Genomic DNA, 13,723 nt, shown 5'->3' with positions numbered 1-13,723 from the left:
CTCCGCTACGCAGCCCATTGCTTCAACCGCGCTCATGCGCAACAACGCGGTCCGGCTCTAATCCCAGCTGGGGGAAAGCTGGGGGTCACGTCACATGTTTTGGTTTACATTTGCGAAACTGCCGGTGAAATTTTAGCGCGGTGACCAAGTCTAGAGATTTGAAGTTTGAGCTTTTTCGACCTAGCCCATCTGCCTTAAGACATCGAATCAGGAACCAGGCAAAGATTGGATAAAATCTCTATGAGAGAAAAGGTCCCTAGGAGTGGGAGCCCATTTCTCAAGAATTTTAGCGGCTCAGCTATGTCGAGCGAGTTTCTAGATCCTTGAGTCCAGAAGCGTAGCAACGCGTTCTATGACCTCATCTTGCTGCTCGTTGGTCATATCGCTTCCAGAGGGAAGACAAAGACCTTGCTCAAACAAGCGTTCGTCGACCCCTGAGCCGTAATATGGTGTGCCAGAATAGAGCGGTTGCATATGCATCGGCTTCCAAAGTGGGCGCGCTTCGATCTCATGCTCAAGAAGCATGAGCCGAATGTCCTCTCGCGAAACATCGGTTAGAGCAGCATCAATCGCGAGGGCAGTGAGCCAACGCGTAGACCGCCAACCATCAGGCTCTGGCATAAATGAGACGCCCGGCCGGGACAGCGCTTCACGATAGCGTCCAAAAATCTCTCGCCGCCGTTCTACCCGTTCGTTCAGAACTTCCATTTGCCCAAGGCCGATGGCTGCACAAATATTGGATAGGCGGTAGTTGTAGCCGAAAGTGGAGTGCTCGTAGTGAGGCGCTGGATCGCGCGCTTGCGTAGCCAGGAAGCGGGCTTCGTCAGCCCAAGCTTTGTGCCTTGTGACTAGCATGCCGCCACCCGACGTTGTGATGATCTTGTTCCCGTTGAAAGAGAGGATCGCTGCATCACCGCCTGTTCCGGCCATGCGCCCATCTTTGTAAGAAGCGCCAAGACTTTCAGCAGAATCTACTATCAGGCGCACATCGTAATTTGCCGCACAACGCTCGAGAGCTGCAAGGTCGACACTTTGTCCATAGAGGTCAGTTGGAACGATTGCCTTCGGTAGCCGCCCCTCACTAGCTGCAATATCGAGTTGCTCTGCCAAGACGTCAACATCGATTGTCCAACTAGTCGGATCAAGGTCGAAAAATCGCGGCTGAGCGCGGAGATAATTGACCGGAAAAATCCCGCCAGCGAAGGTCATGGACGAAACCCAAACTTCATCACCTTGGCCTACCCCGGCAAGTCTAAGCGCGAGGTGCAGTGCTGCAGAGCCGGACGACAGTCCGACGCAATGGACGCCGCCGCCTAGGTACTCTGTTACGGTATCCTCGAACTCATCTAGCTGGGGCCCTAGCGGCGCAACAAAGTTCGATGCAAAGGCTTCGGCAACGCGTGCTTCTTCGTACCCCGACATATGCGGGCGGGAGAGCCAGATTCGCATGATTCAGTATTTCTCCAGTGGACGAGCAGGGTTTCCTACGACGGTGATCCCGGCAGGAACATTTCTGGTCACCACCGCGCCCATGCCGACGGTTGCTCCCTTGCCTATCACTAGCGGTTCACCCGGTCTCCCTTGGCGCAGGACAGCATCGCTGCCGATATAAGCGTGATCTTCGATAACAACGTTGCCGTTGCATCTTGCGCCGGGCGCTAGAGTGACAAAATCACCTATGACACAGTCGTGTGATACCTGGGCGTAGTAATTGGCATGGAACTGCCGACCGATTGTTACATTGCACGTAACCATCGAAAACGGGCAAAGCACCGCGCCCTCCCCCAGCTTGACGTCATCGAGTATCACCGCGCTCTCCGCATGCGCCGGGAGGAACCCGATATCCGCATCTTCGCACTTTCTCGAAAGACGCTCGCGCACCTTGCCGTCGCCAATCGCAAGCACCGCCTGCCTTGAGCTTGCCGGCGCATTCACAAACTCTTCCCATGAAAGGCAGCGATGGTTGTTCACTGTTTCAGCCTGTTCGTTGTCGTCGATGAAGACGTAATCGGTATCCGCCACCTTCGGCAACATCGCCATCACTTCGCGCCCATGGCCTGACGCGCCGTAAATGCCCACGAGCTTCACTCGACCTCTCCCATGAAGCGCGGCATCGTAGCCTCGCCAGCGGCGCTTATTCCGTCCCGCCGCGCCACCTTGAGCGCGGTCAGCCACAGGATCTTCAGGTCCAACCACATCGACCGGTTGTCCACGTACCACACATCCAACGCGAATTTCTCCGGCCAAGACAGGGCGTTGCGTCCGTTTACCTGAGCCCAGCCAGTGATCCCTGGGCGCACTTCGTGACGGCGGGATTGCTCCTGCGAATAGAGCGGCAGGTAGTCCATCAGCAGGGGGCGCGGACCCACCACGCTCATATCCCCCTTGAGCACATTGAACAGGCCTGGCAGCTCGTCGAGTGAGGTCGAGCGCAGGAGCTGTCCAAAAGCGGTCAGGCGTTTTTCGTCAGGCAGTGGATCGCCGTTTTGATCAACCGCGTCGAGCATTGTCCTGAACTTCAGCATTCTAAACGGCTTGCCGTGCTGTCCCGGCCTCATTTGCGTGAAGAGCACCGGTGAACCCAGCTTGCTATGCACCATCAGCGCGACCCCAAGCATCGGAAGCGCGAACACGGTGAGAGCCATAATCGCAACGCAGCAATCAAACAGGCGCTTTACAAGCATCATTCAACCTTAACTTACGCATCCATCGCGGACAGCATTTTGCCGCTATCTTTTCAGCCGCGTAGCGAACGTTGACCAGAGAAAGTGCCACATCTGCCATTGTTTCCACCTTGGCAAGATCATCGATAAAGAATTTCATCACTGAAACCAAGGGTTGGATCAGGAGCGGAGGGACTACCGATCTTCGGTATCACCGTCCGTCAAAGTCCACCCAATGGTATTTAACTTTACTCTGACGGTTATGCACGCCACAACCACGGTTTGCTGTTTTCTTCCTTATAGCTCGCAAACCCGTAGGCGAAATTATCAATACACTACGGATATTTTGAGCTCGAACGAATAATGCTCACTTGTTCGATTGCAATCCTTTTCTGAGATTAACGATAGGGCCGAACCATTGACAGCGATGCATGGCCTATTTCACGGCCTTGATGTAGCGGATTACGAACTGAGGCGGGAATTATTTTGAAGCGAAGAAACGCAGGACCTATTTTGACAGTCGCATTTTTGTTTACCGTTCGACCCGGAAAGCGTGGCCTTGAGAGCTTTGGAACAGAGATCAAATAAATTCGATTGTGCCGTTTCGACTCCATTTCCGTCGCATACGGGTCAGTCGGCTCGATTATTCATCGGTTGCATTCGGGTTAAACCTAGATGCAATGGAGGTTTTAAAGGTCCAACGCCTCGATTATAACCGCGTTCACTTTGTGAACGTCGTATTTCTCTTCCGCAATTCTGCGGGATGCGTCGCCGAATTGCTTCACGAGATGAGGTTCCCGGATGAACCTCTGCATCGCCAAAGCTAAGGGTTCTGCCTCTCGGACAGGGACAAGAAAGCCATTAACGCCATCTATCACGGTTTCGCGACATCCCGGCGCATGAGATGTGATGATAGGACGCCCCATTGACATAGCCTCTAAAACCGAACGCGGAGTCCCTTCTCTGTAGCTCGGTAATACATACACATGTGCCGCTCCGATTAAGGAGCGTACGTCACTTTGCGCCCCATGCCAGATCAAAATTCCTGCATCTTCCCAAGAGCGGACCTCTGTCTCGCTAATCGCTTCAGGATTTGTGTCGATAGGGCCGACCAGATGAAATTCTGCCTCGGGATGAGCCTCACGTGTAACCCTTGCCGCCTGCACATATTCTCGAATGCCCTTGTCCCAAAGCAGACGGGCGATCAACAAGAACCGCAGCGGCGGACGATGCGGCATAGGTGCTACGGCAAAGGTCGCTGTATCGACGCCGGAGCCATTCACCAAAAGGACCTTTAGATCGGCAGGCAAAATAGCCCACTTGCGAAAATCATCGCGATCGTCGGGGTTCTGGAAAAACACTAGAGAGGCGCAGCGCAGAGCAATTTTATACAGTTTGCTCGCAAGCAAACGGATCATAGCCCTTTTGCCTCGCGCTTCACCGACAAAGGCATATCCAAGCCCCGTTATCAACGCTACACGCTTTGGCACACGCCTTAACTTTGCCGCGATCATACCCCAAATAACAGGCTTAATCGTGTAGGCGAGTACTAGGTCGGGACCAATTTTTCGCATCAGGCGATACAGCGCTAAAAGCGAACGTAAATCGTCCACTACATTCAAATTTGTGCGCGACAGAGGAACCTCATGGTACGATACGCCGCGTGCGGTCAGCCAAGCACAAGTGGCTCTGTCACCATAGATACTAGGTGCGCCCACATGGACGTCGTGCCCGGAAGCGACGAGTGTCTCGATGAGCGCACCGCGGAAATTGCTGAGCGACTTGGGTATGGAAGCGAGAATTAATATGCGCATATAGTCGTGAGGGAAATTGGTGCTATTACAATGAGCTTAGCGAAGACCATACCGCGCGGTAAGCCGCAACCATTGCCGCAAGAGAAAACCTATTTTCGACACGCGCGCGGGCCGCTCTCTTGCGAGCCATCCAAGCGTGCACATCCTGCATCTCCGCGAGAGCAGTCTCGATTACTTCCGCAAGAGCTTCCGGGCACCGCGGAGCCACAATCCAACCAGTATCACCAACAATAAGCGACGCATCGCCCACGTCTGTACTCACACAGGGCGTGCCCGAAGCCATAGCTTCAGCAAGTACGTTTGGAAAGCCTTCAGCCGAACTGGACATAACGTGCAAATCCATCGCGTTCATACAGCTGGGCACGTCGTCTTGCGAGCCCAATAAGAGTACTAAGTCGTTCAGATCGTGCTCGTCCAATAAGCGGGAAAGCTCATTATTCTCATCTTCCATTCCAGGCCCGATTAGCAGCAAACGCAGTCTTCGCCGGCGAGTTCTGAGCTTCGCGATCGCAGCTAGTAGATTTGCATGATCCTTTTCAGCATTGAAACGAGCAACATATCCAATAGCCGATTCTTCCGACGATATTCCCCAAAGCCTGCGCTGGCGCTCCCGGGCGACGCCATTTGGTTTGAATAGCGACAAGTCATAACCGTTTCCAATCACGATCATTTTGTCAGCGTCATATCCAAGCGCCATGTGCACATCTGCGGCGTGCTCAGCGCAAACTATAATACGCTTCGGGACTATCCGCGAAAGGCGAGCACATGCACGAGCAATCATAATTGTCGCCCGGCTAGACTTCTGGGTATCCAACTCGGAATGCCGGATGTTCCAAACGACATTACCAATTCCCGCTAAACGTGCGATGATACCCCCAATCAAGTCCGCATGATACATCCATGTCTGCACGACATCGGGACGCTCGCGTCGTAGAGTACGCCAAAGCTTCCATGAACCTCGCAAGCTCACATTACCTGGCCGCATATGAAGGCAACGCACGGCAATACCTGCCTTTTCCAGAATCGGTCCATATTTCCCTACGCCCATCAGCGACACGACTACATGCTGGTTCTTATCGTCCGAAATGCAAAGCCTTGCCAAAACTGCCTCAGCCCCCCCGTTGTTGAGGCCCGTTATAACGTGAAGTATCTTCATGAATTATACCGTGAGCAAACCCAGATAAGAGAGAACCTTCAAATCCAGAAATAAAGGCTAAGAAGGAGATTTAGCATAACCACCGGAAATACGAATATAGTATTTTGAATTTTTACTTGCGATGCATAAGCCAGAAAAAATACAATGAAAGAACTAACATACCTTTCCGCATACCCGTCAATAATTGCAGTAAATATCGCCGAGGCACCAGAAACTATACACAGGAAGCCAAATACGTTATATACCATTTTTTTGTTCTGGTGAATAATTGTAAGATAGGTAAACAGGGTCATAACAAGATAAGCGAGCCCAAAGCTTTTGGCGCCATCGTTAAGTTCAGAACGCCGATCACCAATGTAGCTCAAAAAAAGTTCAGCACCGAAAACTAATACAAGAGCGATAGATAATGCTATAGCATAAGCATGAATTATTCTTCTCTTATATAGATAATGATCGAAAAACGCGGTAAATAATCCAGCAGCAAGGAAGAATGTATGAATAGTGGAGATAGGTAATGCAAATAATCCACGCATTCGGTTTTGTATGGCCATCAAAACCACGATGAACATTGAGATGGCGACCGCGAAGCGAATTTGAGACGACATTAGGTCAAGAACACGAGGGTGGAGCAACAGGATCAAGAACACTATATTTGATTTATCTCTTGGAAAAACCGCTAAGATGAGAACAGCTGACGACAGCCCCGCCAGAACCTGAAGTGCAAATTCTGGATCGGCTAAATATTGCGACAATTCAAAATAAATATAGTGAAAAATCGTCTCATTTGTAATATAATCAATCCATGACCTTGTTGTATATGAGATGTATTCAACATACCGATCGTAATTCGCTATGTAACCAGCAATATCACCTCGATCAGATTGTATTTTTCGAAGAAATACTACTTGAGTTACAATAAAGACATAAGGTATGACTAGAATAGTAGCCAAGCTCGCATAAATTTTGCTTTTTCTAATCAACATTTCAGATATTCCGAAGTATGGATGTATTTCGCCACGAATATTCTGGCATGTTATGCGAGCATCGCGTTCTCATAAAAGTCTGCAATCTTGGACGTGGTGAAGTCGGAGACACGTCCACGCCCATTAGGCGGTAGTTCTTCGTCCAAAGCGTCAGCCATCGCTGCACATAAAGAGGCGAAGTCTCCCACAGGGACTAATTTTCCCCACTTCCCATACTCCAAGATCTCATCTGGACCCGTTCGACAATTGGTGCTCACGATTCGCGCACCACAGGCCATGGCCTGCACGAGTGCATTCGGGAAACCCTCCCATGCGGACGACATTACGAAAAGGTCACACCGGGACATATACGCAAAGGGATTGCCTTGAAAGCCAAGGAAATCGACATCCGCTGAAATCCCGAGATTCTGTGACAAAGTTTTCAATTTCGCTTGGTCTTCGCCTTGTCCCAAAATAACGAGCTTTGCATCGCGTTCATTTCGAAATAAAGCGAACGCCCGGAGCAAGGTGGGATAGTCTTTTGCTTCGGTCAGACGGCCTGCTGCAAGAATGACTGGCGCGCTTTCGTTCGTGAACCAAGGGTGTGCCAATGGCGCAGTCATATTTTCGTGAACCATTTCTACATCAATTGGGTTATAAATTGTGACCGTCTTATCTGGCGGTACCTGGATTATTTCCCGTATGTCGGCTTCAATGCCATTGGAAACACAAATCACCTTGTGCGCTTTCGGATACAGCCAGCGCATCAATAGTCGTGTAACTTTACCAGTAAACGAAGTGGGATTTCTAGCTAAGCTACTGCGCTCACTGACCGCCATCCGAGTAGAAACTCGCGCCAGTTTCCAAGCGAGTATCGCAATGACATTTGCATAATTAAGAGCGGAAAGCATAGCATCGGGCCCTTCACGACGAAGGTAACGATAGAGTGGATAGAGGCATCGCACTACGCGTGTCGCCTTCAAATCGACGATGCGAACCTTATTCGATACCTCATGCAAGTACGGGCCCTTAGCTCGGGCTAAAAGAAGGTCCACAGAATGCCCACGCTCCACAAAAGCGTTTGCTAGAGTAACCATGACACGCTCAGCACCACCACCGCCCAGAGAGGGGATGAAAATAGCAATATGTCGATTTTCTCTCGGCACCCTACCCACCCTTGCCGCTCGCAGCTGATCTGCCCAAGCAAGCAAATCGTGAGCTTATACGTTTTATTGCAGACGCTCGAAGATGCAAAGCACGGATTTATCATCCGCGACATCCAAAATATGACTATGGCAGCGATTTCGTAGGGATTCGAGTGCTTCGCGGTTTTGAAGTGGAGTTCTCAATGAACGAGCGATATCGTTCACATCCTCGGGATCGAACTCGAAATCAGGCCCAGGAGGAAAATAGCCGCGGGTGCCTGTATCCCGAGATACTAGCACGGCACAACCGTGCCAAGCTGCTTCACAAGGCGAAACGCCAGCAGGTTCATTCAGTGAGGGCAAAATAAAAAGATCGTGGGCACGGTACAACGCCCCCATATCCGAATGAGGGAGGTTGTTCTGGAAACTCACGCGATTTGAGAGCCCGAGAAGTTTTGCGTGTTCAGAAATCGATTTAACGAAAAGTGTATCCTCTGAGCTCACTTCTTCTCCACAAAAAGTTAAGCTGAATTTATATTCGGACGCCAACTTTGCAAGCGCCAACAACAAAGCGTGATGCCCCTTTCGGTTTCTGTATTTCGCGACCATTAAAATTTTCGGAGCACCGACCCATTTCCTTCGGCCACTCGAACTCTTCCAATCCTCTGGTGCACCAAATGGAAGCGACTGAGCTTTCGCAAAGCTTTTCGGTGGGGGCTTTTGAGGCAACCGAGCCGTGACATGGGAGATACCAATAACTCTCAAAGCAGCGCGACGAATCCAAGTGCTTAGTGCACTTGGGACCGGGTCTTCTTGATCGTATATCACTACTTTGCGGCGCTGAAGAAGACATACAATCAACGCGGTTCGCGAAAACCATCGTGTGACCCCCCTAATGAGAACTACGTCAGGATTTTCTCTAGAAAGGATCGACCAATAATTTGAGAATCCAGGCGCCGCGTAAGGATCATTTTGTCCACTTTCTTTCAATCGACGCTTGAAGAAAGCTGACAGTCTGCCTGGAGGCAAGCGAAGCACCTCGATATCTTTTGTAGATTCCGAAGCTCCCTCAGTCACCACATGTATCACAGCAGAATGTCCTGCGTTCTTCAAGATTCGGACCCAAGGCACGGCATTGGTATGAAAGCGCGGAAGACAGAAGAGAAATTTAGCCATCGCTAAACCTCTCTCGTTAGAATGGAACGACGGAGCAATTGATCGGCTAAGACAGTCAGAGCCAACGCCATCATCGCATTTGCGGCGACGATTGCGAGAGCAACCCCAATAACGCCCCAGCTATGCGCCAGCGGAATGGCTATAAGCACGAATATTCCGAGACCGGCGGCAGCAATCGGGATAAGAGCCTTAGGTCCCACCTTATTTTGAATGACAGGATTTAAATGTAGAAATGCAAGGTGAATGCACTCGGCGGCAAAAAGGCCACTGAATACCGGCACAGAAGCAATGAAATGGTTGCCGAGAACGGTTGGCAGAACGAGAGAGCCTATCGGCAAGCCGACGATCGATGCGAACGCAGCCACTAGAGCAGCCACAGCGGTAAGTCTCATAATCTTGCGATGCCATAACTTCGGATCAAATCTCTTTGCTGCCTGGACAAATTCTTTGAAGATCACTTGGAATACTAAATTCGAAAATTTGGCAAAAGCAGATGCAAGGCTAGCTGCAGCCGCGAAAATTCCTGCTGCAGCCCCGCCAAGCAGACCCCCAACGATTAGAAGCGCCACTTGACGACGACTTGTTGCGAATGTCGACACGAGGCTTGTGCTTGCCGAATTTTTTAACATCATCTTGAACACCCTCCGCCCTCTTAAGCTCGAATAGGGCGACATGAGGCGCACATCATTTTTTTGTAATTCTATGAGCATTCGAACCATTAGCGAAATTTTATAGATGACTGCTATGGTTGCAAATACCATGACATATAAAACAATTTTTTCCTCAACCCACCAAAGTATAAAAGAAGAAAAGAGCATTACCAACGAAAGCATGACTTGATATTGAGCTAGGATATCAAAGCGATCGATCAATCGAAAGTAACCTTTGGGAGTACCCACGATGCCAAAAAGTAGGGAAATAGCGTATATCTGCAATAACCAAATGTAATCTTCGCCGATGCCGATCCAACCACCAAGATACACGCTCCCGAGAAGTGCTGCTAATGTTGCCGCAAATGCGGCGAAAATGTCCAAAATTATTCCTGCCGAGAGGATGAGGCCAAGGGCTCGGGGCGCTCTCACCCCTAGTCTCACTATTGGCTGCCAAACGTCAAACGTCGCTACACCTGCGAAAAGCGCGGTGTAGGCAAGAATCAGTGACAGCACGCCAAAGGATTCCACCCCAAGCCCACGGGTGTTCAATGCGAGCGAAGCCAGTCCTGCAAGAGCAGTAATTCCGCTTGCCCCCGTCAAAGTTGCTAAATTTTTAAGCATTACACGCATTGACGTATTCCAGCCTTTCTCCAGCTGGGGTTATTGTTAATTCGTACGATTAACCAGCAGAAAAGTGCAGATATAGGCTATCTAGCGAAGGCTATACATAGGCGAACCGCCCCCTCGGGGTCTAAATAATTGCAAAAGTCGCTAATAGAAAGTCAACGACCTACAGAAAACCGGCAAGGCAAGTTGAGATACTTGGCTGAGCTACAAAATTCCGATTTGCCGGCCATTGACGCTAAACCCTCTCGCATCCTGATTGATCGACTCAAAGCCTCAAGTCGCTTTGGTCCGCACGCCAAATCCCCTTTAGATCGTAAAGAACATGGGTTTCCCGTCCGAGTGCGCGAATGGAATCGATCCCTCGATCCTCAAATTGTTGATGTGAGACTGCGACAACGATACCGTCGTAGGCGTTTTCGGGAGGCATCGAGATCGGACGGATCCCATATTGACGCTCGGCTTCATTCGAATTGACCCAAGGATCATAAACGTCGACATCGACGCCGTAATCCTTTAGTTCCTCAATCACGTCGACCACGCGCGTGTTTCGCAAATCAGGGCAATTTTCCTTAAAAGCCAAGCCCATCACAAGCACCTTAGAGCCGTTCACTTGGATCTGGTGCTTTATCATCTCTTTAACCAGTTGCCCTGCCACGTAGGCACCCATGCCATCATTCAACCGGCGACCGGCGAGGACCAGTTGAGGGTGATAGCCTAACGATTCTGCCTTATGGGTAAGATAATAGGGATCGACGCCGATGCAGTGACCGCCAACCAGTCCGGGGCGAAAGGGAAGGAAATTCCATTTTGTGCCCGCCGCTTGAAGGACCGCGTCCGTATCGATACCCATTTTATTAAAAATGATAGCGAGCTCGTTAATGAGCGCAATATTCAAGTCCCGTTGCGTATTCTCTATAACCTTCGCCGCCTCGGCAACTCGAATAGATGACGCCCTATAGGTTCCGGCCGTCACGATCGAAGAATAAAGTGCATCGATGTGGGCAGCTACCTCTGAATTTGAACCCGAGGTGATCTTAGTGATCGTGGTAAGACGATGAACCTTATCGCCCGGATTGATCCTTTCTGGGCTATAGCCGGTGAAAAAGTCCTCATTATGTCTGAGTCCGGACACATGCTCCAATACGGGGACACACTCCTCCTCAGTAGCACCAGGATAAACAGTCGACTCGTAAATCACGATGTCGCCTCGCTTAAGGACACTGCCCACTGTTTTCGAAGCTCGTAAAAGAGGGGTCAAATCAGGCCGATTACTGGAGTCAATAGGCGTTGGCACCGTGACGATGTAGCAATTTGCATTCTTTAGGGAATCAGGATCAGATTCGAAAACGAGACCTCGTGCTTCGGCAAGTTCCCGGTCATTCACTTCAAGCGTAGCATCACGCCCATTCTTCAGAGCTTCAATTCGATCCTCGTCGACATCAAAGCCAATTACTGAGCGCGTTTTGCCGAACTCCACAGCTAATGGAAGGCCAACATATCCGAGACCAATGATCGCGATGCGGCTGTCCTCCAGCTTCGGCAGTGGTGCAGTGGCTGTCATCAATTCTATTTCCTGTAATAATCACGAAACCAAGCAACGAATTGGTCTATGCCAGTTCTGACATCTGTTTGAGGCTGGTATCCGGTGAGCTTCTTCAAAAGGCTAGCGTCGGCCCATGTTGCGGGCACATCACCCTTTTGCATGTCCATATAGTGACGCTTTGCTTTAATCCCGAGCGCGCCTTCAATTGCGTCAACGAAATCGAGCAATTTGACTTTCTCGGAGTTCCCAATATTCACTACGCGATAGGGAGCAACAGGCGACAGACTATCTCCATCTTCGATGCCCTCTGGACCTTCAGGACGCACTGGAACTGCATCGATAAGGAGACGGATCCCACGCACGAGGTCCTCAACGTAAGTGAAGTCCCGATACATGTCCCCATGGTTATAAATATCGATCGGTCGGCCGTCGAGCATCGCGTCAACGAACTTAAAAAGCGCCAGATCAGGTCTTCCCCATGGCCCGTAGACCGTAAAAAACCGAAACATCGTGGTCGGCAGGCCCCATAAATGGGCGTAGGAGTGAGCCATACTCTCATTGGCCTTTTTTGTCGCCGCATAAAAAGTCAGGGGTGTGTCGCACTTATCATTTTCGCTGAAGGGCATTTCCTCATTAGCGCCATAAACAGATGAGGTTGAGGCCATCAGGAGGTGCTCAACTTTAAGCTCTCTTGCTATCTCCATGATGTTAAAAGTACCCACGATATTACTCTCAAGGTATGCGCGTGGGTTCTCCAACGAATAGCGAACCCCAGCTTGCGCAGCCAGATGAACAATCACATCCGGCTCGAACTCACGACCAACCAGTGAGACTCTGTCCGTATCCTCAAGCAAACATTCTGTGGTGCTAAACCCTTGCGATTGAAGCAATACTTGTTGCCGGCGACGCTTCAGGTTGACATCATAGTAGTCTGTCAGGGCGTCAATGCCGTGAACGACGTATCCCTCCTCTAGGAGCAATTTCGCTAGGTGGAAGCCGATGAATCCCGCAGTTCCTGTAATTAAAATTCGTTTCATTATACTTTGCGTATCCAATTCTGTGAGAGCGAGACGCGACGTGTTGCTGCGAAATGCAGCGCTCCCGAGATCAGCCCTCGTATATGATTTCTCAACTGTCTATGATCTTGTGGAAATTGCGTAGTCGCTTAACATGGGTAAGCTTATTTGAGCCGTCTCAATACGATGATCCTCACTACCCTATCTCTTTGGGTTTGCGAAGAATTTTCCGGGGCTTGCCTAACTCCGCTTCAAGGCCAAATGCCCCTCGCCTTTGCGCATCGCACTCTTCGCACTTGCATGAAAGAAATCGCCCAACGATTGCAGCCTTCTCTGCCGAACCCTGTGGAGTAAAAACACAAGCGTAGCGACGCTTGTCAGCGCTAGCACTGAAGTTGCCCATCCTAGCCCATCCACGCTCGATCAATGCGCTCAAGAGACAATAATAGCTACCCGCACTTCTGCCGACAGAGTGAGCCGATTTTCGCTGCGACATTTCTGGTTTAGCTTCCAGAAGCCACAAAATCCGAAAGCGAGTATCTTCCTGAACATGAGGCTCATGAAAACGCACCAACACCAAACAAGCTACTGCACCGAAGCCGGGTCACACCAGTTCCGAGCGAGTGGAAAGCGACGATGTGATGCTGCCATCGCACCATTCATCATAGAGCGATAGACTTTTTCACGCAAAACTCAACACCTCACAAAGGATATGTGCGAGATGGGCCGTGGTGCTGGCGCCACTTCAGAAGCCGTGCCAAACATTTAATTTTCCAGAGTGCTGGCGGACAGGGCGTCTAACCTAGATCGAATCAGGACCCTTCACTAACGAATTACACTGGATCTGGAAGCTATCCACCACTTTACTCCGCTTGACGTGACCCCCTGATTTTCCTCCAATTTGGATTAGAGTCCGGCCCTTACAGAAGGACGGACGAGATGAAGAGAACGAGGTTTTCCGAAGAGCA

General features: G+C 50.4%; 12 protein-coding genes. All 12 read right to left on the bottom strand.

The genetic code is table 11. The features are described 5' to 3' along the window. Window positions 1–315 precede the first annotated feature (315 nt). The 12 genes from BM173_RS14185 to BM173_RS14135 all read right to left on the bottom strand — a co-directional run bounded on the left by BM173_RS14185 (window position 316) and on the right by BM173_RS14135 (window position 12,776). A complete protein-coding gene (locus BM173_RS14185; protein WP_090483122.1) occupies window positions 316–1,449 on the bottom strand; it encodes a DegT/DnrJ/EryC1/StrS family aminotransferase in 1,134 nt (377 codons plus the stop codon). A gap of 3 nt (window positions 1,450–1,452) precedes the next feature. Then, the gene (locus BM173_RS14180; protein WP_090483121.1) at window positions 1,453–2,088 is read right to left on the bottom strand and encodes an acetyltransferase; all 636 of its coding nucleotides are present in this window, start codon (window positions 2,086–2,088) and stop codon (window positions 1,453–1,455) included. Next, entirely contained in the window at window positions 2,085–2,645 is a 561-nt protein-coding gene (locus tag BM173_RS14175; protein WP_281247541.1) for a sugar transferase, read from the bottom strand. The genes BM173_RS14180 and BM173_RS14175 overlap by 4 nt, the downstream gene beginning before the upstream one ends. A gap of 16 nt (window positions 2,646–2,661) precedes the next feature. Beyond that, entirely contained in the window at window positions 2,662–2,823 is a 162-nt protein-coding gene (locus BM173_RS14650) for a hypothetical protein (protein ID WP_177201921.1), read from the bottom strand. Between the two features lie 529 nt (window positions 2,824–3,352). Next, complete coding sequence (locus tag BM173_RS14170) at window positions 3,353–4,477, bottom strand: glycosyltransferase family 4 protein (RefSeq protein ID WP_090483120.1); 1,125 nt, start codon at window positions 4,475–4,477, stop codon at window positions 3,353–3,355. A 25-nt stretch (window positions 4,478–4,502) separates the two neighbouring features. Continuing rightward, on the bottom strand, window positions 4,503–5,633 hold the full coding sequence (locus BM173_RS14165) for a glycosyltransferase (protein ID WP_090483119.1): 1,131 nt from the start codon (window positions 5,631–5,633) through the stop codon (window positions 4,503–4,505). A 38-nt stretch (window positions 5,634–5,671) separates the two neighbouring features. Next, entirely contained in the window at window positions 5,672–6,616 is a 945-nt protein-coding gene (locus BM173_RS14160; RefSeq protein WP_143089662.1) for a hypothetical protein, read from the bottom strand. A 50-nt stretch (window positions 6,617–6,666) separates the two neighbouring features. Continuing rightward, window positions 6,667–7,761, bottom strand: coding sequence for a glycosyltransferase (locus tag BM173_RS14155; protein ID WP_143089661.1), 1,095 nt, complete (start codon window positions 7,759–7,761; stop codon window positions 6,667–6,669). 63 nt (window positions 7,762–7,824) lie between these two features. Beyond that, window positions 7,825–8,916, bottom strand: coding sequence for a glycosyltransferase family 4 protein (locus BM173_RS14150; RefSeq protein ID WP_090483116.1), 1,092 nt, complete (start codon window positions 8,914–8,916; stop codon window positions 7,825–7,827). A 2-nt stretch (window positions 8,917–8,918) separates the two neighbouring features. Further along, window positions 8,919–10,199 carry a lipopolysaccharide biosynthesis protein gene (locus tag BM173_RS14145; protein WP_143089660.1) on the bottom strand — a complete coding sequence of 427 codons (1,281 nt, stop codon included), beginning with the start codon at window positions 10,197–10,199 and terminating at the stop codon, window positions 8,919–8,921. A gap of 262 nt (window positions 10,200–10,461) precedes the next feature. After that, on the bottom strand, window positions 10,462–11,757 hold the full coding sequence (gene tviB / locus BM173_RS14140) for a Vi polysaccharide biosynthesis UDP-N-acetylglucosamine C-6 dehydrogenase TviB (RefSeq protein WP_281247540.1): 1,296 nt from the start codon (window positions 11,755–11,757) through the stop codon (window positions 10,462–10,464). Window positions 11,758–11,762: 5 nt separating this feature from the next. After that, window positions 11,763–12,776, bottom strand: a complete 1,014-nt coding sequence (locus tag BM173_RS14135; RefSeq protein WP_090483124.1) for an NAD-dependent epimerase/dehydratase family protein — start codon at window positions 12,774–12,776, stop codon at window positions 11,763–11,765. Window positions 12,777–13,723 lie beyond the last annotated feature (947 nt).

The organism is Qipengyuania nanhaisediminis, from assembly GCF_900115585.1.
Lineage (GTDB): Bacteria > Pseudomonadota > Alphaproteobacteria > Sphingomonadales > Sphingomonadaceae > Qipengyuania > Qipengyuania nanhaisediminis.
Note: the sequence above shows the minus strand (reverse complement) of the source record. Positions and strands in the feature narration are given on the sequence as shown.